The organism is Streptomyces sp. NPDC001770 (assembly GCF_053596135.1).
This window is the reverse complement of sequence record NZ_JBSFFN010000052.1, coordinates 1-25,353: the sequence shown is the minus strand read 5'-3', so window position 1 is coordinate 25,353 and position 25,353 is coordinate 1. Positions and strand designations below refer to the sequence as shown.

The 25,353-nt window shown below is 72.3% G+C and carries 27 protein-coding genes and 1 pseudogene; 15 read left to right on the top strand and 13 right to left on the bottom strand.

Annotated elements, in window-relative coordinates:
• The first annotated feature begins 67 nt into the window (after positions 1 to 67).
• Positions 68 to 1,561 carry an FUSC family protein gene (locus ACWCSV_RS31460; protein WP_451148080.1) on the top strand — a complete coding sequence of 498 codons (1,494 nt, stop codon included), beginning with the start codon at positions 68 to 70 and terminating at the stop codon, positions 1,559 to 1,561.
• Positions 1,562 to 1,737: 176 nt separating this feature from the next.
• Positions 1,738 to 2,799 (top strand): lactonase family protein, encoded by a 1,062-nt coding sequence (locus tag ACWCSV_RS31455; RefSeq protein ID WP_451148078.1) that lies wholly within the window; start codon positions 1,738 to 1,740, stop codon positions 2,797 to 2,799.
• A 98-nt stretch (positions 2,800 to 2,897) separates the two neighbouring features.
• Here ACWCSV_RS31455 and ACWCSV_RS31450 read toward each other — a convergent pair whose 3' ends face one another.
• The 4 genes from ACWCSV_RS31450 to ACWCSV_RS31435 form a co-directional block, all read right to left on the bottom strand.
• Positions 2,898 to 3,821, bottom strand: a complete 924-nt coding sequence (locus tag ACWCSV_RS31450; protein ID WP_451148076.1) for a sirohydrochlorin chelatase — start codon at positions 3,819 to 3,821, stop codon at positions 2,898 to 2,900.
• A gap of 133 nt (positions 3,822 to 3,954) precedes the next feature.
• Positions 3,955 to 5,022, bottom strand: a complete 1,068-nt coding sequence (locus ACWCSV_RS31445) for an N-acetylglucosamine kinase (protein ID WP_451148119.1) — start codon at positions 5,020 to 5,022, stop codon at positions 3,955 to 3,957.
• Complete coding sequence (locus ACWCSV_RS31440; RefSeq protein WP_451148074.1) at positions 5,007 to 5,684, bottom strand: uracil-DNA glycosylase; 678 nt, start codon at positions 5,682 to 5,684, stop codon at positions 5,007 to 5,009. Before ACWCSV_RS31440 ends, ACWCSV_RS31445 begins: the two co-directional genes overlap by 16 nt.
• A 95-nt stretch (positions 5,685 to 5,779) precedes the next feature.
• Positions 5,780 to 6,868 carry a WD40/YVTN/BNR-like repeat-containing protein gene (locus ACWCSV_RS31435; protein WP_451148072.1) on the bottom strand — a complete coding sequence of 363 codons (1,089 nt, stop codon included), beginning with the start codon at positions 6,866 to 6,868 and terminating at the stop codon, positions 5,780 to 5,782.
• Between the two features lie 242 nt (positions 6,869 to 7,110).
• Here ACWCSV_RS31435 and ACWCSV_RS31430 point away from each other — a divergent pair, with 242 nt between their 5' ends.
• The 4 genes from ACWCSV_RS31430 (at position 7,111) to ACWCSV_RS31415 (ending at position 10,295) form a co-directional block, all read left to right on the top strand.
• Positions 7,111 to 7,515, top strand: coding sequence for a hypothetical protein (locus ACWCSV_RS31430; protein WP_451148070.1), 405 nt, complete (start codon positions 7,111 to 7,113; stop codon positions 7,513 to 7,515).
• Positions 7,516 to 7,708: 193 nt separating this feature from the next.
• A complete protein-coding gene (locus tag ACWCSV_RS31425) occupies positions 7,709 to 8,806 on the top strand; it encodes an NADH:flavin oxidoreductase/NADH oxidase (protein WP_451148068.1) in 1,098 nt (365 codons plus the stop codon).
• Between the two features lie 111 nt (positions 8,807 to 8,917).
• On the top strand, positions 8,918 to 9,748 hold the full coding sequence (locus tag ACWCSV_RS31420; protein WP_451148066.1) for a methyltransferase domain-containing protein: 831 nt from the start codon (positions 8,918 to 8,920) through the stop codon (positions 9,746 to 9,748).
• A 199-nt stretch (positions 9,749 to 9,947) separates the two neighbouring features.
• The gene (locus ACWCSV_RS31415; RefSeq protein ID WP_451148117.1) at positions 9,948 to 10,295 is read left to right on the top strand and encodes an ArsR/SmtB family transcription factor; all 348 of its coding nucleotides are present in this window, start codon (positions 9,948 to 9,950) and stop codon (positions 10,293 to 10,295) included.
• Between the two features lie 34 nt (positions 10,296 to 10,329).
• Here the strand turns inward: ACWCSV_RS31415 and ACWCSV_RS31410 are convergent, their stop codons facing one another.
• The gene (locus tag ACWCSV_RS31410) at positions 10,330 to 11,052 is read right to left on the bottom strand and encodes a DUF305 domain-containing protein (RefSeq protein WP_451148114.1); all 723 of its coding nucleotides are present in this window, start codon (positions 11,050 to 11,052) and stop codon (positions 10,330 to 10,332) included.
• A gap of 117 nt (positions 11,053 to 11,169) precedes the next feature.
• Here ACWCSV_RS31410 and ACWCSV_RS31405 point away from each other — a divergent pair, with 117 nt between their 5' ends.
• Positions 11,170 to 12,663: an LVIVD repeat-containing protein gene (locus tag ACWCSV_RS31405; protein WP_451148064.1), complete on the top strand. Its 1,494-nt coding sequence runs from the start codon at positions 11,170 to 11,172 to the stop codon at positions 12,661 to 12,663.
• Positions 12,664 to 12,840: 177 nt separating this feature from the next.
• Here the strand turns inward: ACWCSV_RS31405 and ACWCSV_RS31400 are convergent, their stop codons facing one another.
• From ACWCSV_RS31400 to ACWCSV_RS31375, 6 genes are all read right to left on the bottom strand, one after another.
• Positions 12,841 to 13,362, bottom strand: a complete 522-nt coding sequence (locus tag ACWCSV_RS31400) for a GNAT family N-acetyltransferase (RefSeq protein WP_451148062.1) — start codon at positions 13,360 to 13,362, stop codon at positions 12,841 to 12,843.
• A gap of 75 nt (positions 13,363 to 13,437) precedes the next feature.
• On the bottom strand, positions 13,438 to 13,623 hold the full coding sequence (locus ACWCSV_RS31395; RefSeq protein WP_451148060.1) for a hypothetical protein: 186 nt from the start codon (positions 13,621 to 13,623) through the stop codon (positions 13,438 to 13,440).
• Positions 13,624 to 13,744: 121 nt separating this feature from the next.
• The gene (locus ACWCSV_RS31390) at positions 13,745 to 14,458 is read right to left on the bottom strand and encodes an HAD family hydrolase (protein WP_451148058.1); all 714 of its coding nucleotides are present in this window, start codon (positions 14,456 to 14,458) and stop codon (positions 13,745 to 13,747) included.
• A 19-nt stretch (positions 14,459 to 14,477) separates the two neighbouring features.
• On the bottom strand, positions 14,478 to 15,230 hold the full coding sequence (locus ACWCSV_RS31385; protein WP_451148056.1) for a phosphatase PAP2 family protein: 753 nt from the start codon (positions 15,228 to 15,230) through the stop codon (positions 14,478 to 14,480).
• A gap of 205 nt (positions 15,231 to 15,435) precedes the next feature.
• Complete coding sequence (locus tag ACWCSV_RS31380) at positions 15,436 to 16,374, bottom strand: M56 family metallopeptidase (protein WP_451148054.1); 939 nt, start codon at positions 16,372 to 16,374, stop codon at positions 15,436 to 15,438.
• Between the two features lie 135 nt (positions 16,375 to 16,509).
• Positions 16,510 to 17,127, bottom strand: a complete 618-nt coding sequence (locus ACWCSV_RS31375) for a DUF5134 domain-containing protein (RefSeq protein ID WP_451148052.1) — start codon at positions 17,125 to 17,127, stop codon at positions 16,510 to 16,512.
• 249 nt (positions 17,128 to 17,376) lie between these two features.
• Between ACWCSV_RS31375 and ACWCSV_RS31370 the strand changes: the two genes are divergently transcribed.
• Positions 17,377 to 17,928: a GNAT family N-acetyltransferase gene (locus ACWCSV_RS31370; RefSeq protein WP_451148050.1), complete on the top strand. Its 552-nt coding sequence runs from the start codon at positions 17,377 to 17,379 to the stop codon at positions 17,926 to 17,928.
• Positions 17,929 to 18,029: 101 nt separating this feature from the next.
• On the opposite strand, the gene ACWCSV_RS31365 is transcribed toward ACWCSV_RS31370, so the two are convergent.
• The gene (locus tag ACWCSV_RS31365) at positions 18,030 to 18,698 is read right to left on the bottom strand and encodes a glycerophosphodiester phosphodiesterase (protein WP_451148048.1); all 669 of its coding nucleotides are present in this window, start codon (positions 18,696 to 18,698) and stop codon (positions 18,030 to 18,032) included.
• A gap of 246 nt (positions 18,699 to 18,944) precedes the next feature.
• Between ACWCSV_RS31365 and ACWCSV_RS31360 the strand changes: the two genes are divergently transcribed.
• The 4 genes from ACWCSV_RS31360 to ACWCSV_RS31345 all read left to right on the top strand — a co-directional run bounded on the left by ACWCSV_RS31360 (position 18,945) and on the right by ACWCSV_RS31345 (position 22,904).
• Positions 18,945 to 20,342 carry a DUF6421 family protein gene (locus ACWCSV_RS31360; protein WP_451148046.1) on the top strand — a complete coding sequence of 466 codons (1,398 nt, stop codon included), beginning with the start codon at positions 18,945 to 18,947 and terminating at the stop codon, positions 20,340 to 20,342.
• 26 nt (positions 20,343 to 20,368) lie between these two features.
• The gene (locus ACWCSV_RS31355) at positions 20,369 to 21,130 is read left to right on the top strand and encodes an SDR family NAD(P)-dependent oxidoreductase (protein ID WP_451148112.1); all 762 of its coding nucleotides are present in this window, start codon (positions 20,369 to 20,371) and stop codon (positions 21,128 to 21,130) included.
• A complete protein-coding gene (locus ACWCSV_RS31350) occupies positions 21,109 to 22,188 on the top strand; it encodes a threonine aldolase family protein (RefSeq protein ID WP_451148044.1) in 1,080 nt (359 codons plus the stop codon). Before ACWCSV_RS31355 ends, ACWCSV_RS31350 begins: the two co-directional genes overlap by 22 nt.
• A gap of 116 nt (positions 22,189 to 22,304) precedes the next feature.
• Positions 22,305 to 22,904: a transglutaminase-like domain-containing protein gene (locus ACWCSV_RS31345; RefSeq protein ID WP_451148042.1), complete on the top strand. Its 600-nt coding sequence runs from the start codon at positions 22,305 to 22,307 to the stop codon at positions 22,902 to 22,904.
• A gap of 83 nt (positions 22,905 to 22,987) precedes the next feature.
• Here the strand turns inward: ACWCSV_RS31345 and ACWCSV_RS31340 are convergent, their stop codons facing one another.
• On the bottom strand, positions 22,988 to 23,710 hold the full coding sequence (locus ACWCSV_RS31340; RefSeq protein ID WP_451148040.1) for a lysophospholipid acyltransferase family protein: 723 nt from the start codon (positions 23,708 to 23,710) through the stop codon (positions 22,988 to 22,990).
• 217 nt (positions 23,711 to 23,927) lie between these two features.
• Between ACWCSV_RS31340 and ACWCSV_RS31335 the strand changes: the two genes are divergently transcribed.
• The 3 genes and pseudogenes from ACWCSV_RS31335 to ACWCSV_RS31325 all read left to right on the top strand — a co-directional run.
• Positions 23,928 to 24,254, top strand: a complete 327-nt coding sequence (locus tag ACWCSV_RS31335; RefSeq protein WP_451148038.1) for a thioredoxin family protein — start codon at positions 23,928 to 23,930, stop codon at positions 24,252 to 24,254.
• A 196-nt stretch (positions 24,255 to 24,450) separates the two neighbouring features.
• Positions 24,451 to 24,957: a flavin reductase family protein gene (locus ACWCSV_RS31330; RefSeq protein ID WP_451148036.1), complete on the top strand. Its 507-nt coding sequence runs from the start codon at positions 24,451 to 24,453 to the stop codon at positions 24,955 to 24,957.
• A gap of 302 nt (positions 24,958 to 25,259) precedes the next feature.
• A pseudogene (locus tag ACWCSV_RS31325) lies at positions 25,260 to 25,353 on the top strand (electron transfer flavoprotein subunit beta); the annotation flags it as partial.

Below are 25,353 nucleotides of genomic sequence, written 5' to 3'. Positions count from 1 at the left end.
CTTTCTCATGCGCTCATACAGATGGACGACGGACGGAAGGGCGGGCGACTTGCTGAGGAGGGCGTTCATGGCGCCGGATCCCGGGCGGATGCGGCTGCGGTTCGCGGGGAGGGCCGTGCTCGGTATCGGGCTGGCCGTCGTACTGTGCGGGATCACCGGACATTCACTGGTGGCCATGGTCGCGGGCGGCCTGTCCGCGCTGCTCGCCCTGTTCACGGTGGGCGATCCCACGGTGCGCGGGCAGGCCGTGACGACCGCGCTGCTGCCCGTCATCGGGCTGCCGGTGCTGGTGCTCGCGAGCGTCCTGCACACCGTGCCCGTCGCCCGGGACCTGGTGTTCCTCGCCGCCGTGGGAGGCGGGGTGTACGCACGCAGGTGGGGTCCGCGCGGGCACTCGCTCGGGGTGTTCGCCTTCATGACCTGCTTCATGGCGCAGTTCCTGCACGCCGTGCCGGCCCGGATCCCGGAACTGTACGGAGCCGTACTGCTCTCGGTGGCCGCCGCGGCGGCCGTCCGGTTCGGGGCGTGGTGCTACGAGCGACGGCTGCCGGTACCGGCAGCCGTGCCCGCCCCGGCCGGCGGAGCCGGACTCGCCCGGATCACCACGCGGCAGGCCGTGCAGGCGGCCACCGGCGCCGGATTCGCCCTCGCGGCGGGACAGGTGCTGTCGGACCAGCGGTGGTACTGGGCCGTGGGCGCCACCTGGTGGGTGTTCGTGGCCACCACCTCCCGCGGCGAGACCGTGGTGCGGAGCTTCAGGCGCGTCCTCGGGACGGTCCTCGGCATCGGGATCGGCTTCGCCGTCGCCGTACCGCTGCACGGCCAGCCGGTCGCGGCGGCGGTGGTCGTCGCGCTGAGCATCTTCGTGATCTTCTACACAGCGGCCGTCTCGTACACCTGGATGATGCTCGGCGTGACCGTCATGGCGAGCATGCTGTACGGGCTCCTCGGCGTGCTCGACCCGGCGCTCCTCGCCCTGCGGGCCGGCGAGACGGCGGTCGGCGCGCTCGGTGCCGTCCTTGCGGTCCTCCTCGTCCTCCCGGTGACCACGCACTCCGTGACCGAGGCGTGGGTGGAGCGGGCCCTGCGCTGCGTGCACGCCTGCACCGCCGAGGCCGCGGCCCGCCTCGCCGGCGGCACGGACGCCGACCCGGCGCCCCTGGTGGCCGAGCTGGAGGCCATCCTCGGCCGGGTACGGCTCTCGCTGGCGCCGCTCGTCCATCCGCTGAGCCCCATGAAGGCGCGCAAGAAGCGGGCACGCCAGGTGCTCGCCCTGCTCGACGGCTGCGCCCGCGAGGTGCGCGGGCTCGCCTCGGTCGCCGCCGACCCCGAGGCCTCCCACGACGCCCGGCTCGCCGCCGCCTGCTGGCGGGTGGAGGCTGCCGTCGAGGCGCTCACCGAACCGCCGGCCGCCGACCTGCGCCACCGGCACACCGTCCCGCTCGCGCCAGGAGCACGGGAGACCGAACCGGTCCTCGCCCACCTCCACGCACTCGAGCAGGCCCTGCTCGAGCTCGCCGTACCGCTGCGGCGGACCGGGCCGGTGCCGGCCGGCGCCTGAGCGCCCGAGCCGCCTCCTCCCGTCCGGGGCGCCGCGCCGGCGCCCCGGACCGCCGCCCCGGCACCGGGACCGGCCCGTGCCTGGCCCTGCCGGGCGCCGAGTCCCTGCTACCGTCGGCCGGGCGGACCGCACGGCCCGCACCCAAAACACCAGGTACGGGCAAGAGGGGTAGCGCGATGAGCGGCAACAGCGCCGGGCGGGCGTTCATAGGGTCTTTCACCTCCGCGGGCGGGCAGGGCATCACCGTCGCGGAGGTGGACCGGGAGACCGGCGCGCTCACGGTGGTCGGTTCGACCGACACCGTCCCCGACCCGTCGTTCCTCGTGGCATCGGCCGACGGCACGATCCTCTACGCCGTCAGCGAGGCGTCCGAGGGCGCGGCCGCCGCTCTCGACATCAGCGGAGAGGTGCCCCGGCTCGTCGGCGGCTGCCTGCGCTCGGTGAACGGTGACGGACCGACCCACCTCACCCTCGCGGCGAACCACCTGGTCACCGCGAACTACGGCTCCGGCAGCGTCACCGTGCTGCCGCTCCGGGAGGACGGGTCGCTGCGCGCCGCCGTCTTCGTCGAGCAGCACGAGGGCAGCGGCCCCGACGCCGAACGCCAGACGGAGCCGCACGCCCACCAGGTACTGCCCGACCCGTCGGGCGACTGGCTGCTCAGCGTGGACCTCGGCACCGACTCGGTGTACGTCGGCGCCGTCGACCCGGTCACCGGCGAACTGCGTCCGCACGGGGAGACCGCGCTGCGACCCGGTACCGGACCCCGCCACCTCGCCTTCCACCCGGCCGGCGGCCACGCCTACGTGCTGAACGAGCTGGAGCCGACCCTCACCGTCTGCCGCTGGGACGCGGCCTCGGGAGTGCTGGAGCCGCTCCACGAGGTTCCGGTGCTGCCCGAGGAGGCGTCCGGGGCCCCGGACCGCACGTACCCGTCCGAGGTCGTCGTCTCGCCCGACGGACGGTTCGTCTGGACCGCCAACCGGGGGCACGACAGCATCTCCGTACTCACCCTGGACGAGACGGGCGAGAAGGCGCAGCTGGTCGCGTCCGTCCCCTGCGGCGGCAACTGGCCGCGCGACCTGGCGCTCGACCCCACCGGGCAGTGGCTGTACGCGGCCAACGAGCGCTCCGGCGACGTCAGCTGGTTCGCCGTCGACCAGGAGACCGGTGTGCCGAGCCACGCGGGCTCGATCGACGCACCGGCCGCCTCCTGCGTCCTCTTCGTCCGCGCCTGAAACCGAGCCAGAGTCCGGGCTCGCGTCCGCCGGCACCGTGCGGTGGGTACCCCCTTCGAGGCGGGCACCCACCGCACGGTGCCGTCAGGAGCGCGCGATCAGTGCGCCGGGACGCCCTGGGGCATCGCCGGGGAGATGCCGAGCGCCGAGGCGTACAGGGACAGCACGAGCTTGCCGATCGCCGGGTACGCGCCGAGCGGCTCGGCCGTCGCGCAGCCCGCCTCCTTCGCCGCCGCGTCCAGCAGACCCGTGTCGACCTCGGGACCCACCAGGTAGGGCGCCAGCGCGAGCTGGGCCGAACCCGCGTTCTTCAGCTGGTCCGCGATCGAGGACACCGAGCCCTCCACGTCCAGCGCCGCCGCCATCACGGGCACGGCCAGCCGGGCGGCCAGCAGCATGCCGGTGATCCCGGCGGCCTTCACGGCCTCGTCGCCGCCCACCGTGGCCAGCACGATGCCGTCCGCGGCCGTGGCCACGGTGAACAGCCGGGCGCGGTCGGCGCGCGCCAGACCGGCCTCCGACAGCCGCACGTGCAGCGCCTCGGCCAGCAGCGGGTGCGGACCCAGCACGTCGGTCAGCTCGACCTGTGTGCCGCTCTCCATGACCGCCTGCCGTATGCGGCGGATCAGGGCGCTGTCGGGTCCCGCGAGCAGCGGAACCACCACGGCGGACGGGCCCTCGGGCGCCGGGACCTCGCGGCCCGCGGCGGTGGCCTGCTCGTACGCCGCGACGCGCTCGGTGGCCTGCTGGGCGAGCACGGCGGCGAGCGCCGGGAACTCCTCGCCGTCGCCTTCGAGGTAGCCGATGACCGCGTTGAGGCCGGGCAGCTCGGAGCGGGCGATGCTGATGACTTCCTCGGCCACGCTTCGGGAGGCCGGGGAAGGGGTGCCGGGAACGGCGAGAACGAGCGCGGCAGCGCCCTCGGGTGCGACCACGGGCTCCGGGCGGCGGTGCCGTCCGGACTGGCGAGGTCGCGGCATTCGTACAGGCAGGCCGGAAGCGGGCCCAGTGGGGGTGCTCATGGCGCCGCATGCTACTGGTTTTGGTTGCCCCCTCGTTCAGGGAGGGTCCAGCAGGGCGTCATCTGTCCGCTTATGTCCGATGAGTGACGTACCGGTCAACTGCCCCGCTCTGTCTGGCCTCCATGACTGTTCCTCAGCTGTCACCGAGGCCGTCCCCGACGACGTGCAGCAGGGTCGGGTGGCGGGGCAGCCGAAGGTCCGACCTGGCCAGAGCCCGTGCGATCAGCAGCGAACCGGCGAGAGGGTCTCCGGCGGCAGGCACCAGCGACGCGTGCGGCAGCAGCCGCCCCAACTCCTCGCGCAGTGGCCCGAGCAGCGAATCACCCATCCGGAACAGGCCACCCGTAAGAGCTACTTCGGCGGTCTCCCCGCCGGAGCCCGTGGTACGGTCCCCGGTTCCGGAAACCTCCACCCGCGGACACACGGCAGCTGCCGATTCGGCGATGTGCGCGGCCGCACGACGCAGGATCGACCCGGCGACGGCATCCTCCCCGGCGCACGCGGCGACCTCGGGGGCGAACGACGCGAGCAGTGCCGGCCGGTCGGCGCGGGGATAGAGCAGGCCGGGCAGTCCGGCCGCCGGACCGAACACGGACCGCAGTCGCGCCAGCAGGGCGGGAGAGCCGCCGCGCCGGCCGTCGTGCGCGCGCAGCGCGGCGTCCAGGCCCTCCCGGCCGATCCACGCACCGCCCCCGCAGTCGCCCAGCAGATGCCCCCAGCCGTCTGCCCGCCGCCACGCGCCGAGGTCGGTGCCCAGAGCGATCATTCCGGTCCCGCCCGCGACGACGGCGCCCGGACGCTGCCCGAGCGCACCCGCGTACGCGGTCACCCCGTCCGCCGCGAGAGCCAGCAGCCTGACCCCGAGCGACGCGGCCAGCGCCTGCGGGAGCCGCGCGCGCAGATCGTCACCCAGGGTCGCCATCCCGGCGGCCCCCACCGCGAGCGCCGCGACGCGCACGGCTCCGCCGGGCGTCCGCGCACCGGTGACGTCACGCGCCAACCGGTCGACCGCGGGGAGGAGCTGGCCCAGCAGATGGTCGGCGTCGATGCCGCCGGGGCCGGTCCGCACGGGCTCCGGGCAGACGGCCGTGGCAGCGGGACCGGTGGCACCGGCGGCGCCGAGCGCGACCCGGAGCCCGGACCCGCCGGAGTCCACCCCGACCACGTACGCCTCGGCGAGCGGTGTCACGGCAGCTGCCAGTCCACCGGCTGCGCCCCTTGGCGCTCCAGGAACTCATTGACCCGGCTGAAGGGGCGCGAGCCGAAGAAGCCGCGGTCCGCCGACATCGGGGAGGGGTGCGCGGACTCGATGGCCGGGTAGGCGCTCAACTGCGGTCGCAGCCTGCGGGCATCCGCCCCCCAGAGCACCGAGACCAGCGGCGTGCCGCGCGCGGCGAGCGCCCGGATCGCCTGCTCGGTGACCTCTTCCCAGCCCTTGCCGCGGTGGGCGCCCGGACGCCGGGGCGCCGTGGTCAGAGCCCTGTTGAGGAGAAGCACCCCCTGGCGGGTCCAGGGCGTCAGGTCGCCGTTGGACGGCCGGGGAAGTCCGAGGTCGCTGTGCATCTCGCGGAAGATGTTGTCGAGGCTTCCCGGCACCGGACGCACGTCCGGCGCCACCGCGAAACTCAACCCGATCGCGTGACCCGGCGTCGGATACGGGTCCTGACCCACGATCAGGACCCGCACGTCGGCGAAGGGTTGCTGGAAAGCCCGCAGGACGTTCGCGCCGGACGGGACGTAGGTACGACCCGCGGCTATCTCCGTACGGAGGAAGTCGCCCATGGCCGCGATGCGCCCGGCCACCGGATCGAGGGCCTCGGCCCAGCCGGGTTCGATGATTTCTTTCAACGGTCGTGCTGCCACGGGCGCACTCTACTGGGCGTACGGCCGGAACGATCAACTGCCCGGTCGGTACGCCTGCTGACCAGTGGTGCCTGCGGCCGGTACGCGCCGCCGGGTCACGGCGCCAGGGTCGTGGCCCGGACGCAGAGCACGTCCGGCAGATGGGCGGCGAGCTGCGTCCATGTCTCGCCGTCGTCGGCGCTGGCGAACACCTCGCCGTTGCGGTTGCCGAAGTAGATCCCCGCAGGGTCGGCGCCGTCCGTGCAGAGCGCGTCGCGCAGCACCGTTCCGTAGTGGTCGCCCTTCGGCAGCCCCCGCGACAGCGGCTCCCAGCTCGCACCGGCGTCGGTGGTACGGAACACCCGGCAGCGGTGCTGCGCGGGCACTCGGTCGATGTCGGCGTTGATCGGGAAGATGTAGGCGGTCCCGCCCCGGCGGGGATGCGCCACCGCCGCGAAGCCGAAGTCGGACGGCAGGTCCGACCCGATGTCCGTCCACCGGTCGCCCCCGTCGTCACTGCGGAACACGCCCCAGTGGTTCTGCAGGTAGAGGCGGTCGGGATCGGCCGCGTCACGCGTGACCTTGTGCACGCACTGGCCGAACTCCGGTTCCGGATCGGGCAGATGGGCCGCGGACACCCCCTTGTTCGCGGGCTCCCAGTTCTCGCCCCCGTCACTGGTCCGGAACACGCCCGCCGTGGAGACGGCGACGGTGACGGCCCGGGGGTCGCGCCGGTCGGTGAGGATGGTGTGCAGCCCTTCGCCCCCGCCGCCCGGCACCCAGCGCGAACGCGTCGGATGCTCCCAGAGCGCCCGGACCAGTTCGAAGGACTCGCCCCGGTCCTCCGAGCGGAACAGCGCGGCGGGCTCGGTCCCCGCGTAGACCACGTCCGGCGCCTCGGGCCCGGCCGGCTGCAACTGCCAGACGCGCTCCAGGGACGCCCCGGTGAACTTCGGGAACCTCACCGCGGGCCGGGTGGGCTCCACCCACGTCGCGCCGAGGTCGTCCGAGTGGAAGACGGACGGCCCCCAGTGCGAGCTGTCCCCGCCCACCAGCAGCCGTGGCGCCGGGCCCCGGGTGTCGATCGCGATCGAATAGATGGCCTGCGCGTTGAAATGGGGGGCGCCGAACTCCCAGGTGCCGTGGTGCCCGCGCCCGATGAAGAGTCCCTTGCGCGTGCCCACCGTGAGCAGAACGTCGGTCATGGCCGAACCTCCCGAAACGCCGTAGTTACCGGATATTCGCCAGTTTGCACCCGTACGGGGACGGCCCGGCGGCGGCCGGGCCGGTGGAGAGCGGGGTGTTGGGCTGTGGGGTGCGGGGCGCCCGGCGGCGCCGCGCGTCGGACCGGACGTACCGAGGTGGCGGAGGTGGCGGATGTGCTGGAATGCCGGGGCGGGCCCGGTACACAGATCGCGCGGCCCCGGAGCGGGAGCGGAGCACCAGGATGAGCAGCGGGTTCGAGGACGCCGAAGGCCGGGCGGCGGCCTGGGAGGTGGAGCCCGGCGCCCCCGGCGATCCACTCCGGGTCGGGCTGAGGATCGTGGCCCCGGACCGGCGCCTGGAGCTCGGGTGCACCCCCGTGGCGGCCCGGGAGCTGGCGGCGGCACTCCTCGCCGCGGCCGACCTCGTGGAGCGTTCCAGTCCGTCCGGCCCCGTCACCGTACGGGCGGACGAGCTGCTCCGGGGCGACGTGCGGGACGGCCCGCGCGTGATGACCGTGGAGAGCGCCAGGGCCGACGGGCCGAGCGTGCACGTCACCTGGACGTCCGGGGGCGGCCGGAGCTGGACGCAGGTCTACGACGCCGCGACGCCGGTCACTCTGCGGCGGCGGCTGACGGCTGACGGCTGACGGGGGTAGGGGCGGGGCGCGATGGCGTGCCCTTTGTGCGAACGGCTGCATGCGCCCCCTTGTGAACGGCTGTATGAACGCGCTGAGGCTCCCCTCCTTAGTTCGCCGATCGTCGTAGTACGGTGGATCTCGTACTAACGTCGTCGGTGCCCCCGCCCGGCGGCGCGGTCGTTCCTGCGAAACGGAGTCCGGCGTGAGCGCCCTTTTCGAGCCCTACGTCCTGCGGTCGGTGACCGTGCCCAACCGCGTCTGGATGCCGCCGATGTGCCAGTACAGCGCGGCACCTGCCGGCCCGGACGCCGGCGTGCCCAACGACTGGCACTTCGCGCACTACGCGTCCCGGGCGGTCGGCGGCACCGGGCTCATCCTGGTGGAGGCGACCGGGGTCAGCCCCGAGGGCCGTATCAGCCCCGCCGACCTCGGCATCTGGAACGACCGCCAGGTGGAGGCGTTTGGGAGGATCACTTCGTTCCTGGCCGCCCAGGGGACGATTCCGGGTATCCAGCTCGGGCACGCGGGCCGCAAGGCATCGACCGACGCGCCCTGGCTCGGTGGCGGCGCGCTGTCCGGGGCGGACGGCGGCTGGCAGCCGCTCGGACCCAGCCCGCTGGAGTTCGACGAGGGAAGCCCCGTCCCCACCGAATTGACGGTTGATCAGATCGAGGACGTGGTAGGGCAGTTCGCCGACGCCGCCCGGCGCGCGCTCGCCGCCGGCTTCCAGGTGGTCGAGATCCACGGCGCCCACGGCTACCTGATCGGTGAGTTCCTCTCCCCGCACAGCAACCACCGCACCGACGCCTACGGCGGCTCCTTCGAGAACCGCACCCGCTTCGCGCTCGAAGTCGTGGACGCCGTACGGGAGGTGTGGCCCGAGAAGCTGCCGCTCTTCTTCCGTATCTCCGCCACGGACTGGCTCACCGAGAACGCGGACGACCCGCGCGAGGGCTGGACCGGCGACGACACGGTCCGCTTCGCACGCGACCTCAAGGCGCACGGCGTCGACCTGCTCGACGTCTCCACCGGCGGCAACGCGCCTCGTGCGAAGATCCCCGTGGGCCCCGACTACCAGGTCCCCTTCGCCGAGCGCGTCCGGACCGAGACCGGTCTGCCGGTCGCCGCGGTCGGCCTCATCACCGAGCCGGTGCAGGCCGAGAAGATCCTCGCCGACGGGCAGGCGGACGCCGTCCTCATCGGCCGGGAGCTGCTGCGCGACCCCTACTTCGCCCGCAGCGCGGCGCGCGAACTGGGCGGCGAGGTCCGCGTCCCGAACCAGTACGGCCGCTCGGTCTGACCGGTACACGGGTTCCCCGGCCCGCATCGCCGTGCCGGGGAACCCCGTCCGCGCCTTCCGGGAAGCGCGGACGGCCGGGGGAGAGGGGGGCTCCTCGGTAGGCTGGCCGCGATGCCTACCACACAGGGCCCCACCTTCCGCGAACTCGCCGTCCAGGCGCTCTCCTCGACCGAGCGCGGGTACGACCTGCTCGCGCCGAAATTCGACCACTCGCCCTACCGCACCCCGGACCGTGTCCTCGACGCCGTGACCGGCGCACTTGGGCCGCTCGGGCCGTTCGCCCGCGGGCTGGACGTCTGCTGCGGCACCGGCGCGGGCATCGGTGTGCTGCGCCAGGTGTGCCACGAACGGGTCACCGGTGTCGACTTCAGCGCGGGCATGCTCGCCGTCGGCCGGTCCTCGCGGCCGGACGCGGTGACGGCCCCGCGCGGAGGGGCGCAGTCCCCGGCCGGAGGAATGGAGAACCCGGCCGGAGGGGGAGAGGTCCCGGGCAGAAGGGCAGAGACCCCGGTCGCCCCGCCCGGGCCCGTGGTCGACTGGGTGCGGGCCGACGCCAGGGCCCTCCCCTTCGCACCGGCCTTCGACCTCGCGCTGAGCCTCGGCGCGTTCGGCCACTTCCTGCCGCGCGAACGCCCCGCGCTCTTCGCCCAGGTGCACGCCTCGCTCCGGCCCGGCGGCCGGTTCGTCTTCCCGGTGGGCGCCCCGCCGGTCCTCGGCTCGCGCGCGTACTGGACGCTCCTCGGGTTCGACGCGGCGATGCGTGTGCGCAACGCCCTGTGGCGCCCGCGCTTCGTCATGTACTACCGCACGTTCCGGCTGCCCGACGTGCTCAACGACCTCGCGGCCACCGGATTCTCGGTGCACCTGAGCCCCCTCACGGACCTGGGGACGCGCCCGGACGGCAGCCCGCGGGCCCGGCTCGTGGTGGCCACCGCGCGATGACCCGCGCCGCGTGGCAGCCGCTGGGCGGTGTCCGGCGGATCAAGGCCGGGAGCGACGTCCGGCACGGCATCACCCAGCGGTTTTCGTACCATGGAGATTCTCGGACGAAGTGGAGCCCACAGTGACCCCCGCCAGCGACACCGTCGTCCCTGCCGCGTCCCTCAGCCGGGGACGCCTCGCGGCGGCCGGCGGCGCCCGTGTGCTCGCCCATCCCGCGCTGGACGAGATCCGGCTGGAGCACGTGCTGCACGCGCTGTCCGATCCGATACGGCTCCGCATCGTCCGGCAGATGGCCGTCGCCTCGGCCGGGCTGGCCTGCTCGTACTTCGAACTCCCGGTCGCCAAGTCCACCCTGACGCACCACTTCCGCGTGCTGCGGGAGAGCGGGGTGATCCACCAGATCTACCGGGGCACCGCGAAGCTGAACGAACTGCGCGGCGACGACCTGGCGAAGCTCTTCCCCGGCCTGCTCGACAGTGTCCTGCGGGCGGCCGACGAGGAAGCGGCACGACTTCCGGGAGCCCGACCGGTGAAGCACCCGGCCTGAACGGCGAGTCCGCGGAGCCGGTTCCGGCGGCGGATCAGGCCTGCAGCGCCCGCATCCGGTCGATCTCCGCGGCCTGCTGTGCCGCGACGTCGGTGGCCATCTCCTCCACCCGGACGTTGTTGCCGTCGGTGAGTGCCCCTGTGGCCATCGCGATGGCCCCCTGGTGATGAGTGATCATCAGGGTGAGAAAGAGCTGGTCGAACGCCTTGCCCCGCGCGGCCTTCAGGCGCGCCAGCTGCGCCTCGGTCGCCATGCCGGGCATCGCCGCGTGATCGTGTGCCGCACGCTCTTCGCCGTTGTTGTCTTTCAGCCAACCTCGCATGGCCTCGATCTCCGGCTTCTGCCCGGCCGAGATGCGCTCCGCGAGCCGGCGCACCGAGGGCGAGGTTGCATGCCGCGCGGCCAGATCCGTCATCACGAGGGCCTGTTCGTGATGGTGGATCATCCTCTGCACGTACTGGAAGTCGGCGGAGTTCGGGGTGTCGGTGACCGCCTCCTTCCGGGCTTCGTCCGCCGTGAGGGTTCTGGCCTCTTCGCCGGGTTTCCCGGGGGCGACGACGCTCAGGCCCGTGTTCTTCCGGGACGACGTCTCCTCGTCCGCGTCGCACGAGGAGAGGGCGAGTACGGACGCGGCGGCGATCGCGGCCACGGCAAGGGCCGCCGCGCGCGGGCGGAACGTCTGTCGGTCGAACAGCACGGCGGCCTCCGTTGCCAAAGGGAGTGTTGATGACCAACAACTAGCATGCTTCCGCGCCATGTTGATCAAAAAGCTTCATTACGTCTCTGTTGCCAACTGTTGATGTGTACATGGAAGAAGCCATACTTCCGAGGACCGAGAACCGTTCGACCCCGAACGGCATCAAGGGAGGAAGAAGTGACCTTGTTGCACACCACCCGCGTGCGACGGAGACGACTGGGCGTGGCAGCGGCCGCGGCCGGGCTCCTCGCGACGCTGTTGACAGCCACCAGCGCCGTCGCGTCACCCGAACCCGGCGACACCACCACGAGTGCGGCCGCGGCGGTGCCGTCGGACACCCGCGCCCAGGCGGAGGCGGCCATCGCGAGCGGCGGCATACCCGGCGTCGACGAGATCGTCCACAGCGACAACATCGAGCACCTCGTCAACGTGCCGAAGGATGCGCTGCAGGGCATCAACACGGACCTGGCGTTCCAGGGCAAGTACGCCTTCGCCGGCAACTTCGACGGCTTCCGCATCTTCGACATCAGCAATCCGAAGAAGCCGAAGACCGTCGCCCAGGTACTCTGCCCCGGCTCGCAGAACGACATCTCGGTCTCCGGGAACCTGCTCTTCCTCTCCACCGACTCCTCGCGCAGCGACAACTCCTGCGCCAGCACCACCCAGCCCGCCACCGAGAAGTCCTCGTGGGAGGGCATCAAGGTCTTCGACATCAGCGACAAGCGCCACCCCGAGTACGTCGCCTCCGTCGAAACGGCCTGCGGATCGCACACCCACACCATCGTGCCGAAGCGCAACGACGTGTACGTGTACGTGTCCTCGTACTCGCCCAACGCGACGTTCCCGGACTGCCAGCCGCCGCACGACGGGATCTCCGTCATCAAGGTGCCGCGCAAGGCGCCCGAGCAGGCCCGGATCGTGAACTTCCCGGTGCTCTTCCCGGACGGCGGCAACCCGGGGGCCCCGGAGAACCCCGGTGTCTCCAAGACCACCGGCTGCCACGACATCACCGTGCTGCCCTCCGAGGACCTCGCGGCGGGTGCCTGCATGGGGGACGGCCTGCTCTTCTCCATCAAGGACCCGGCCAACCCGAAGATCATCGACCGCGTGCAGGACAACGTGAACTTCGCGTTCTGGCACTCGGCCACCTTCAACCAGGACGCCGACAAGGTCGTCTTCACCGACGAGCTCGGCGGCGGCGGCGCGGCCACCTGCAACGAGGCGACCGGACCGAACCGGGGCGCCGACGGAATCTACGACATCGTCGGCAAGGGCGACCACCGCAAGCTGGTCTTCCGCAACTACTTCAAGATCGCCCGCTACCAGGCCGACGTCGAGGTCTGCGTCGCCCACAACGGCTCGATCATCCCCGTCAAGGGCCGGGACCTGATGGTCCAGGCCTGGTACCAGGGCGGGATCTCCGTCTGGGACTTCACCGACTCCAGCAAGCCCAAGGAGATCGCCTACTTCGAGCGCGGCCCCGTCAACCTCGACGCCGTCACCACGGCCGGCCCCTGGTCGGCGTACTACTACAACGGCTACATCTACTCCAACGACATCGCGAAGGGCCTGGACGTCCTCGCCCTGCACGACCGCCGGACCGACCCCGCGAAGCGGGTCCGGCTCGACGAGCTGAACGTCCAGACGCAGCCCGACTACTTCGCCCGCTGACCCACCGCCACATCGGGGGGCGCGGCAGGAAGAAGAAGCCGCCGTGCGGTCCGCCGGGCCCCGGCCGGGCGGACCGCACGGCGTCATCCGGCTGACGACGGAGTAATGCGTTGACCGGTGAGCAGGGGCGGGGGATGCTGGAACCGCTGATTCCGGCGGCGCAGGGGATCGCCGGAGTCAGATCAGCTTTCCGGAGCTCAGGCGATGCTCCATGCAGACGAGCTCACGCCGGTCCTCCCAGGACTCGACGGCGGTGAAGCCGAGGCGGACGTACAGCGCGATCGCGCCGGTCCGCCAGTTCCAGACGGAGAGACGCACCGTGCGGACACCGTTCCCCTCGGCCGCCGCGAGCGCCTCCCGGAGCAGACCGGACGCCACGCCGCCGCCGCGGAAGGCGGGGCCGACCCACAGCCGCTTGATCTCCGAGCGCCCGTCTCCGTCGGGGGCGGTCAGGATCGCGCACCCCACGGCGGTGTCGCCGTCGAGGGCCAGCAGGACGAGATCATCGGCGAACGCGGTGGCCGGGGACCGGATCTCGGAGCGATACCGCTCGGGAAGGTCCTCCGGACGCGTGACCTCCAGGCCCTTCTCCTCCTCCGTGCGCAGATGGTAGGCGGTGAGGAGATCGGTGAGTCCGTGCGTGGGAGAGAGCTCGGCGCCGGGAAGGTGCAGGGTGCGGAGAACAGGCCGGTCGTTCATCCCGGAATCATCGCAGCAGGCCCGGACGCGGGTTTGCCCGGGCCGACGCGGCTGCGCCCGGGCCCGGCCGGCGGCTCAGGCCGCCGGCCGCCGGGCGCTTGTGCCCGTCGCGGCGGCCCATTCGACCAGCAGCCCCTGGTACGTCGCCTCGTCCGACGCGGACAGCACGAGGCCGTCCGAGCGCTGCAGCAGATCGCGGATCTCCTGGTTGATCACCGCGGCAGGACGGACGGAACGGGACGGAGCGGCAGGACGGGACATGTCCACCAGGCTACGGGGCCGAATCCGGCGATCCGGCCGCCGGACGGGCGGGACATCTCACACCCGACGCACCTCACACTCGTCGTACCTCGCGTCCGACGTACCTCGCGTCCGACGCACCTCACACCGCGTCGCTGCCCGCCGGTGTCACCAGCCCCAGGCGCCGCAGCCCGTCCGGCCGCTCGGTCACCGGCAGGTGATCCACGAAACGCACCCCGCACCCCAGTGCGGCGGCGCCGCCGTCCGCGTGACGGTCGTCACCGACCATCACCACGTCCTCGGGACGCAGGGAGAGGCGCTCGCACGCGGTACGGAAGAGCCGCACGTCCGGCTTCTGCACACCGTGCTCGAACGAGAGGACGTACGTGTCCACGAATTCGTCCAGCCCATGGGCCCGGAAGACCGGGCGCAGGTCCCAGCCGATGTTGCTGACCACCCCGACCGCGGTGCCGTTCGCCCGCAGACCGCGCAGCACCTCGGCCGCGTCCGGGTAGGGGAGCCAGGCGTCCGGCGACATGTGGCGCGCGTAGAGGGCGTCGTGCGTCCCCTCACCGGGCAGCTCGACCTCGCGCGCGAGACCCGAGTACGCGGCGCGGTGCAGCTCGGCGCTCTCGTCGCGCGCCGCGTACGCCTCGGCCAGCGTGGCCGGTACGCGCACGGGGCTCGGCCCGCCCGGCAGCGCTCCGGCCTCCGTCAGCCCGTGGACGTACCGGTCGAAGCTCTCCTCATCGGTCTTCGTGCCCTGCTCGTCGAAGACCGCGCGGAGCCAGGAGGAGACCGACTCGATGCGGAAGAGGGTCCCGGAGAAGTCGAAGAGCACGCCCTTGATCGTCATGGGGCCGATCCTGCCGCCCTCAGGACCGGGGTGACAAATTCCCCGCCCCGTTCCGGCCGCCGTCCGACCGGGCGTGGACCACCGTGTGACCTGCCACCGAGAACGCCACCACGCTCACCCCCAGCAGCACCCCGGCCACCACGTCCGAGAGCCAGTGCACGCCCAGGTAGGCCCGGGTGAAGGAGACACCCACCACCGAGACACCCGCCAGAACGACGCATGCCGAGGAGGCGCAGGCCACCGGAACCGCCGCTTCCCGGGCCGGGGGAGCGGGCCGCGCCCGCCACAGCAGCCACAGCAGCAGGCCTGCCGCCACCGTCGCCGACATAGCGTGGCCCGAGGGGAACGCCGCGTACTGCGCGGAATCAACCGGATCCCGCCAGTGCGGGCGGTCCCGGCCCACGGCCGCCTTGACGCCCTGCTGGAGGAGGGCGGAGAAGAGCATGGTCGCCGCGATCCAGCCGGCGAGCAGCCGGGCCCCGCGCCACCACAGCGCCACGACGGCGACCGCGATCAGGGCGCGTGCGGTCCACGGATCCCACACCCAGTCCGTCAGCACCCGGGCGGCCCGTACCTCCCCGGGCCGGGCGACCGCACGGCGGTGGAGGCTTTCGGCGACGGCGTGGTCCAGCGTCGCCAGGGGCGTCCAGGCCGTGGTCACCATCACCAGCAGGACGAGGGCGAGCACACCGCAGACCGTCCCGGTCCGCACGGCGCGCCTGACCGTCACCGGTCCGGAAGGCCGCGCCGGGGGTGGGGCAGGAGAGGACATGCGGCGATTTTCGCCGCAACCGCCCGTATTCCGGCGGATGCGGCCCCGCACGGACGGTTGATTCCGGCCGGGACCGACCCGTGTCCCCGGGCCGTCCGGCCCTTCGCGTCGGATCACCGGGCGCCGACCGGCCTACGGGCACGGCCGGGAACAATCGGGCACGGCCGGGAACAGTCGGGCGCGGCCGGGAACAGTCGGGCGCGGCCTACGGTCGCAGCGTGCCGATCGCCGGTACGAACGCCACCAGCAGGGGAACGACCGGGACCAGCGAGGCCGCGGCGGTGAGCCGGAGCCGGTGCGCCGCGGTGAGCCGTTCCACCGGCTCCAGCAGCCTGTTGACGCGCCGCGGCACCTGTCCGTCGTGGGCGCGGCACGGGTCGAACACGCCCCGGTCCTCGTTGAGTCCGACCAGCGCGAGGGCGGTCGTCAGCCGGCCGAAGCGCCGGGACGCCATGTCGTCGGCGGCCAGTTCGACCAGCCGGTGCATCTCGTCGCGGAACGCGGCGAAGACCGGTACCTGCGGGAAACCATTGGCCAACGCCGCGGAGCAGTGCAGCAGCCAGTCGTGCCGGGCGCGGGCGTGCCCCTGCTCATGGGCGAGGACCGCGTCCAACTGACGGCCCTTCAGGCGCCCCAGTGCCGCGGTGGTGATGACGAGCCGCGGGGCCGGTCCGGGCAGCCACCAGGCGTCCGGGCGTCGGCCCTCCAGGATGACCAGCCGCTCGTCGCCGGGCTCCTCGCCGTCCAACAGCGGTGACCGGACGAGGAGTTCGGCGCGCCGCAGGCGCCGTCGGGTGCGTGCGCGACCCACCTCGCGCAGCAGCATCGCCCCGCTCCACACACCTGCCGAGGCCAGCACCACGGCCACCACCGCCGACCAGGGGCCGTACCCGGCCAGCGCGTACGCCTCGACCACCGCGTGCGGGGCCGGTGCGAAGACATGACCCCGGACCGCCTGCCATGCCGCCGCCGCGCTGAACGTCATCGACAGGGCGAAGGAGACCAGCACTCCGGCGACCACACACTGCCAGACCCACAGGGCCACCACGGGCTCGCGCTCCGGCCACCGGGCCCGTGCCATCAGGCGGGGAGCCACCACGGCGGTCAGTGCGCCGAGCGACAGCAGGGCGAGGGAGACCAACATGCGGTCAGCCTATGAGGGCGCGGGAGGCGCCGATACGGCTCCGACGGTCAAGTGACGTACGCCACGGCGCACGGACGCATGGGAGCGCACGGCGCGGGACCGGGCACGGCCGCCGGGCCTCGCCCGGCCGTCGCGTCAGAGGCCCGCCAGCATCGCGAGCATGGCCAGGCCCATCGCGACCCGGCAGGCGAGCGCCAGTTCGGGCCGGGCACGCCGGCTCCCGGTCACCGGGACCGTGCTCGTACCGGCACCGGCACCGGCACCCGCACCCGCACCTGCGGCGACGGGTATCAGGCGCCCCGCGGAGCCCAGTACGTAGAGCGCGTAGTAGACGAGGAGTGCCCCGGTGAGCAGGGGCAGACCCGACCCGGCTCCCGGGCCGCCGGCGGCGTGTCCCGCGTGCGGACCACCGCCGGCCCCGGGCGCCATGGAGGGTCCCATGGACACGGCCATGTAGACCATGGCCAGGGAGCCGACCAGATGGTGGAGATGGTGTCCGCCCCGGCGCGCGGCCCAGGCCGACCGCAGCGCGGCCCCGCCGAACAGCACGGCGTACGCCGCCCACGCCCACCCCGGGGGTGTGAGCAAGGCGGCCGGAACGGCCATCGCGGCCATGCCGAACCCCATGAGCGCCTCGGCGTGGGCGACTCTCCGCTCCTCCCCGGTCCCGGCACGCGCCCGCAGCAGGCAGTAGGCGCCCGTGGCCGCGCACAGCACCATGAGCAGCCAGCCGGACAGCGCCGGTCCGTGCACAGCGCACCTCCCCCTCCGGTGTGCCAAAGCTGTCCCGTACTCGATTCCCGGCGTGCCCCCGTGACAACCCGGCGCACAGTGGCGCGTGGGGTGCACAAGGGGGAGTGACCGGGTTCGTGGTGGGCTCGGGCGGTCGGGTTACCCTCGTGCGCGGCGCCGGAGCAGAGGTCCGGCGCCGAAGCAGAGCTCCCGCCCGGCGGGCGGGCCCGAGGGCCCTGCCGCGGCGGGCGGAGAAACGGAGACCGTTCCATGGAGATCGCCCCGCCGCGCGTCACGCACCGGCTCACCTTCCGCGACGCGGCCGAGGACGACGTACCCGCGCTCGTGGAGCTGGTCGAGTCCGCCTACCGGGGAGAGACCAGCCGCACGGGCTGGACCACCGAGTCGCACATCCTCGAAGGCCGGCGGACCAACGACGAGGAGGTGCGGGGGATCATCGCGACCTCCGGCGGACGCCTGCTCGTGGCCGAACAGGACGGCGCGATCGTCGCCTGCTGCCAGCTCGAACACCGGGGCGACGCGGCCTACTTCGGCATGTTCTCGGTCCGGCCTGGCCATCAGGGCGCCGGACTGGGCAAGGCCGTCATCGCCGAGGCGGAACGGGTGGCCCGCGAGGAGTGGGGTGCCACCGAGATGCAGATGACGGTGATCTCCGTGCGCGCCGAGCTGATCGCCTTCTATGAGCGCCGCGGGTACAGCCGTACGGGCCGGATGAGCCCCTTCCCGTACGGTGACGAGCGCTTCGGCGTCCCGCTCCGCGACGACCTGGAGTTCGAGCTGCTGGTCAAGGTCCTCCGGTAGGGCGAGCGCTCGTTCTTCTCCCGCACGGGTGAAGGGCCCCGACGTACGCGGACCCTTCACCTTCGCCGCTCACCCCCGTACGAACGCGAACCCCGCGACGCTCAGGCTCCGAGGATCTCCGGGCGGTCGGTCGTCGCACCGTCGAGTCCGAACGCCCTTACCAGGGCGAGCTGTTCGGGGGTGTTCACCACCCAGGCGATGACCCGCAGCCCGGCCGCGCGCGCCTGCTCCACGGTCTCCAGCGTCAGCCGCCGGATGTTGAGCGCGAGCGTGGCCGCGCCCGCCGCCCGCGCCCGGTCCACCACGTCCGGGCCCCAGCGGCTCGCGATCAGCACGGTCGGCACGCCCGGCAGCAGCTCGGCGATCTCCGCGACCGCCTCGTCGTGGAAGGACGACACCTCCACCCGGCCCGCCAGACCTCGCCGGGTGATCAGCTCGGCCAGCGCCCGGGCCGCCGCGACGTCCTTGATCTCGGCCTGGACCGGCGAGCCCACCGCGTCGAGCACCTCCTCGAAGAGGGGCACCCGCTCGCCCCGCCCGGCGTCCAGCTCGCGCAGCTCCGCCAGCGTCTTGTCCGCGATCCGGCCCGTGCCGTCGGTCGTGCGGTCCACTTCCGCGTCGTGCATCACCACGAGCGCGCCGTCCTTGCTCAGATGCAGGTCCAGCTCGATGGCGTCCACCCCCGCCCGCTCCGCCCGGACGAAGGACCGCAAGGTGTTCTCCGGCTCGACGCCCATGAGCCCGCGATGACCGATGGTGACGAAGGGCAAGGCACTCTCCTGATTTCTCACGTGGCCCGGCGCGTTCCTCGCCCCGCCCCGGCTGCCGGGGGCGTACCTACCCAGCCTTCGACACGGCACGACACGGGTGACGGAAGTAACGTGGTTCTGAGTAGTCGCAGGAAAATCGGCGGTGACCATGGGGGTCGGGCAGGATAATTTATTGGATCTCACTTGTCCTGGGGAACCGTGCCCGGATACGCTCGCCGAACGCGAGGCCCTGTGGAGGAAACGGTTATGACGGAAATTCTGGTACACGACGCCCTCGGCAGCGGTGTGGTCGCGGCCGAGCGGGTGGTCGACCACCCTGCGTGGCCCGTGCTCAGGAACGCCGTGGAGGAGATCAGGCCCTGGCAGTCCAAGGACGGCTCGATCGACCTCGGGGCCGAGGGTGCTCCCAAGGCCTCCGTCGTGGGAGCCGCCCTCGACCGGATCGTCGGCGCGGTGGAGGAGCTCTCCCCGCTGCTCCCGCACGACGCCGCCTACCACCGCGCGCTCGTAGGCGACCTGCGCCGCTGGACCGAGGACGGCTTCGGGGTGCCGGACTTCCTGGACTCCCTGCTCGCCTTCCAGCCGGCGAAGAACCGGGCGGACGGCCTCCAGCACCTCGTCGTCTTCGCGATGTACACGCAGAACGGCAACCCCGACCGCAACCTCGAAGCGGTCGTGCTCCGCATGGTCTGGCCCGAGTGGCTCGCCGACCTGGAGGCGACCCGCTACGACAACCCGCTGTTCTGCGGCATCACCTTCGAGGACTTCACCTCCGGGTACGACACCAACTCCGCGGTGCTCTTCCCGGAGACCATCGCCGTGCGCGAGGCCCCCGAGCGCTTCAGCTGGGGCGGCATCTTCTGCGACCGCGAGGCCGCCCGCTTCCGCCGGGTCACCGAGGCCGCCGTCGACCTGCTCGGCCTGGAACTGCCGGCGGACATCCAGGCGATGGTCGGCGACCAGCGGCGCTGCGAGCAGGCCTTCGTGCTCTGGGACATGGTCCACGACCGCACCCACAGCCACGGCGACCTGCCGTTCGACCCCTTCATGATCAAGCAGCGCCAGCCGTTCTGGATGTACGGACTGGAGGAGCTGCGCTGCGACCTCACCGCCTTCAAGGAGGCGGTGAAGCTGGAGGCCGACGGCTTCCCGCAGGGGCGCGACGTCCAGTACGCCGTGCTCTTCGACCGCATGTTCCGCTTCCCCGTCACCGGCGAGCGGGTGCGCAACTACGACGGCCTCGGCGGTCAGCTGCTCTTCGCCTACCTCCACAAGCACGACGTGGTCCGCTGGACGGACAACACCCTGAAGATCGACTGGGACCGCGCCCCGCAGGTCACCAACCAGCTCTGCGGCGAGATCGAGAAGCTCTACCGCGACGGCATCGACCGCCCCAAGCTCGTCCACTGGTTCGCCGCGTACGACCTGGTCGCGGAGTATCTCGCCCCGCACCCGGGCTCGCGCTGGGCCAAGGGTCCCGACGCTCTGGACCTGACGCTTCCGCCGCGTAAACTCGTGGACGATGTGCTTCCGGACGAGTTTCCCCTGAGCATGTTCTATGAGGCGCTCTCCAAGAAGCTGAAGAACGTGATCGCGTCCACGGTGGGGATCACCGCGGCGAGCGCCGAGCGGGTGGCCGCGTGAGCGAGGGTCCCAAGGAGGCGGTGGCCATGAACGGTGTCCGTAACGGAACCGGCCCACTCGAAGGCGCGGTGATCGCGGTGGCCGGCGCGGCCGGTCCGGCGGGCCGCGCCACGCTGCTTCGCCTGGCCGAGGCCGGTGCGACCGTCGTCGGGGCCGACGCCCACCCGGAGCGGCTCGCCGAAGCGGTGGACGCCGCGCGGTACGCCCACGGGGGCGCCAGCGTCACCGGGGAGACCGTCGACCTGCTGGACCCGGACGCCGCCCGCGAGTGGGCGGAGAAGACGGAGACGGAGTTCGGCCGGATCGACGGCCTGGTCCACCTCGTCGGCGGCTGGCGCGGCAGTGCGAACTTCGCCGACACCAATCTCTCCGACTGGGACGCGCTGGAGAAGCTGCTCATCCGCACCGTGCAGTCCACCTCGCTCGCCTTCCAGGCGGGCCTGCAGCGCAGCGACCGGGGCCGCTACGTCCTGATCAGCGCCTCCGGTGCGACCCGGCCCACTGCGGGAAACGCGGCGTACGCGGCGGCGAAGGCCGCCGCCGAGGCGTGGACCCTCGCCCTCGCCGACGCCTTCCGCAAGGCGGGGGGCGAGGAAGGGCCCCGGACGGCGGCTGCGATCCTGATCGTGAAGGCACTGGTGCACGACGCCATGCGCGCCGAGCGCCCGACTGCGAAATTCGCGGGATTCACCGACGTAACGGAACTGGCCGAGGCCATCGCCGGCGTCTGGGAGCGTCCCGCCCCCGATGTGAACGGAAAGCGCCTGTGGCTGACTCCGCAACCGTAACGACCGACGCCCGTCGTCATCACGACCCGGAGATACGCGGCTTCGCCAGTGACAACTACGCCGGTACCCACCCGGAGATCCTGGCCGCCCTCGCCCTCGCCAACGACGGCCACCAGGTCGCCTACGGCGGGGACGCGTACACCGACCACCTCCAGGACGTCGTACGCGGCCACTTCGGCGAGGCCGCCGAGGCCTACCCGGTCTTCAACGGAACCGGGGCCAACGTCGTGTCCCTCCAGGCCCTGGCGGACCGCTGGGGCGCGGTGATCTGCGCGGAGTCCGCGCACATCAACATGGACGAGGGCGGGGCCCCGGAACGCGTGGGCGGGCTGAAACTGCTCACCGTCCCGGCCCCGGACGGCAAGCTGACCCCCGCGCTCATCGACCGCCAGGCGTACGGCTTCGACGACGAGCACCGCGCGATGCCCCAGGTGGTCTCGATCACCCAGAGCACCGAGCTCGGCACGCTGTACACCCCCGGGGAGATCCGCGAGATCTGCGACCACGCCCACGCACTCGGGATGAAGGTCCACCTCGACGGTTCCAGGATCGCCAACGCGGCCGCCTCCCTGGACCTGCCGATGCGCGCCTTCACCACCGACGCCGGCGTCGACGTGGTCTCCCTCGGCGGCACCAAGAACGGCGCGGTCTTCGGCGAGGCCGTCGTGGTGCTCAACCCCGATGCGGTCCGAGCGATGAAGCACCTGCGCAAGACGTCGATGCAGCTCGCCTCCAAGATGCGCTTCGTCTCCGTGCAGCTGGAAGCCCTGTTCGCGGGTGACCTCTGGCTGCGCAACGCCCGGCACGCCAACGCGATGGCCCAGCGCCTCGCCGAGGGCGTCCGCGCCCTGGACGGAGTGGAGATCCTCTACCCCGTGCAGTCCAACGGCGTCTTCGCCCGGCTGCCGCACGACGTTTCCGAGCGGCTCCAGAAGCGCTTCCGCTTCTACTTCTGGGACGAGGCGGCGGGAGACGTCCGCTGGATGTGCGCCTTCGACACGCGCGAGAGCGACGTGGACGCCTTCGTCGGGGCGCTCGCCGAAGAGCTGAAGAGCTGACCGGCTGAACCAGCTGAAACCCGCGGTACCGCGGTACAGCGCAGCGTGTGCATGAAAATGCGGCCGACCGGAAAAGTATTTGCTTCCGGTCGGCCGCACTTCTATGGTCGGCGCGCATGGAACTGATCCAGGAGAACCCGGAACTCGCCGCCTATCTCGCGGCGGACGAGGCGATCGACCACCAGCACCCGTACGTCACCGGGACCGCGCAGCGCCTCGGCGCCGGGACCAGTGACGCATACGCATACGCCGAGGCCGCCTTCACCTTCGTACGCGACGCCATCCCGCACTCCGTCGACTCCGGGGACCTGCGGGTCGCCTGGCGGGCCTCCGACGTCCTCGCGACCCGGAACGGCATCTGCCACGCCAAGTCCCACGCCCTGGCCGCGCTGCTGCGCGCCGCGGGTATTCCCGCCGCGCTCTGCTACCAAAGACTCCTGGACGACGACGGAGGCGCCCCGGTGCTGCACGGACTCGTCGCCCTGCGGCTCCCGGGGCGGGGCCGCTGGGCCCGCGTCGACGCGCGCGGGAACAAACCCGGCGTCGACGCGCGGTTCTCGCTCGACCACGAACGGCTGGCCTGGCCGGTGCGCCCCGCCTCGGGGGAAGCGGACTACCCCGTGCTGTACGCGGCCCCCCACCCCGAGGTGCTGGGGGCGCTCCGGCGGGCGCGCGACCGGCACGAGCTGTGGGCGATGCTGCCCGGCGCACTCTGACACCCACCGCGCGGCCGGCCCGCGCGAGCCGGCTCACACGGGCCGGCTCACACGGGCCGGCCGCGCGCGCCCGGCAGCCCGGATCAGCCGCGCTCGCGGACCTCCGCCGCCGTCGGAGCCGTACCACCCAGATGCGCGGGCACCCACCACGTGTCGCCCGCGTCCTTCGGCCGTACCGGATAGGCACGCTGCGCCGCTTCCAGGAGCTCCTGGACCCGCTCGCGCAGCCGCCGGGTGATGGCCCCCGCGTACTGGTCCAGCGGGGCTTCGACCGGGGCGCCGACCCTTATGGTCACCGGGATGTGGTTCCGCCGGAAGTTGCGCGGATGCCCCTTGGTCCAGATCCGCTGGGTACCCCACAGCGCCATCGGGATCAGCGGAACCCCCGCCTCCTGGGCCAGCCGGGCGGCACCCGACTTGAAGCTCTTCAGGGTGAAGGACGAGGAGATGGTCGCCTCGGGGAACACGCCGACGATCTCGCCGGACCGCAGCGAGGCCAGCGCGTGCGCGTAGGCGTCCTCACCCTGCTTCCGGTCGACCGGGATGTGCTTCATCCCGCGCATCAGCGGACCGGACACCTTGTGCCGGAACACCGACTCCTTGGCCATGAACCGGACGAGCCGCTTCTGCGGAAGGGCGGCGAGGCCGGAGAAGATGAAGTCGAGATAACTGATGTGGTTGCTGACCAGCACCGCGCCACCGGTTCTCGGGATGTTCTCCGAACCCTGAGTGTCGATCTTCAGGTCCAGCGCCTTGAACATGGTGCGAGCGGCGCCGATGACCGGTCGATAGACGAGTTCTGCCATCTGGAGAAGACTCCTTCTTCTGCGCCTGGGGGGTTCTCCCGGCGGAAGTTACGCGGCCGTAGGTTTTCGGCATTGTGGCGATGGTGCCCCATGCGAGACCCGGTGGCCAGTCCCGATGGGGCCGGGCGGCGAGATTCTCATCACGTGCCCCTGCCGGGAATGCGCCGCCGTCCCCCGGTGCTGACGTCCTGCGAGGAACTCCGACGGAAGGACGACGGTGGACAGGACCACGAGTGCGCAGAGGCTGGACGCGTCCCAACTCGGCGCGGAACTCGGCGAACGGGCCACACTGGTGCAGTTCTCCACCGCCTTCTGCCAGCCCTGTCGCGCCACCCGCCGCACGCTCGCCGAGGTCGCGGGCATGGTCGAGGGCGTCGCCCACGTCGAGATCGACGCCGAGGCCCATCTCACGCTCGTCCGCCGGCTCGGCATCCGCAGTACGCCGACCGTCCTCGTCCTCGACGCCCACTGCACGGTCGTCCGCCGCGCGGCCGGGCAGCCACGCACCGTCGACGTCGTGGCCGCACTCGGTCAGGCGGTGTGACGGGCCGTGACGCCGCTCCCACATGGCGATACGCACTTGACGGTAGCGGTCGCACATCGTCAGTCTGACGTTATGCCACCGGAAATCCTTCTCTACGGCCGGGTCCACGTCGACCTGGCACGCAACGCGAGCGCGCGCTGTCCGGGTGCCTGAGCACCTACGGCCCCGTACGCCCGACTCGCAGAAGGACAATTCCATGACGGTTCCGCCCGAGCTCCGCACCGCCGTGCCCGCCTCCCCCCAGCTGCTGCGCTCCGTCTTCCGGCAGCACGCCGCCGGTGTCGCCGTGATCACCGCCTCCGGTGGGAAGCCCGTCGGATTCACCGCCACCTCACTCAACTCCGTCGCCGCCGAGCCGCCGCTGATCTCCTTCGGCGTGTCCACCACGTCCTCCAGCTGGCCCGTGGTCGCCGACGCCGCGCACATAGGCGTGCACATACTCGCCGAGAACCAGGCCGAACTGGCCGCCACCTTCGCCCGCTCCGGGGCGGACCGTTTCGGCCCGGACACCGACTGGCACCACGGGCCCGAGGGGGTACCGGTGCTCGGCGGGGTGCTGGCGTGGCTGGTCTGCCGCGTGGTGGCCCGGGTTCCCGCCGGCGACCACTGCATCGTCATCGCCCAGGTCGAGGTCGGAGACCCCGAGGGCGGGGGTCGTCCGCTCGTCTACCACGAGGGCCGCTTCACCGCGCTGCGGGACTGATCGGAGGCGCTGTCGCGGGGCCGTTCCCGATGCCGGGACCCCTTGAGCCGGCCGCTCCGGCCCCGCCGCAGCCGCCTTCCCCTGCCCGGTGCGGCCCCGCCCGCGGCTGTCCTTCTCCGGGCCTGCCGCGTTGGCCACATCACAGTTCCAAGCGCTTGCTCAGCGGGCACGTGAAGGGTGTACTGGCGAGTAATATTTCGCTCGGTGTGCCGGTCGCCCTGACCGGGAAACCGCCTCCTGGGGCGCCTATGCTGCGACCGACCGAGGCAGCCCAGAATTCACGATGCAGTAGGAGAGCCGGCGTGAGCTTGAGGATCGTTGTCTGTGTGAAGTACGTGCCCGACGCGACCGGTGACCGGGGGTTCGCCGATGACCTGACGGTGGACCGTGAGGACG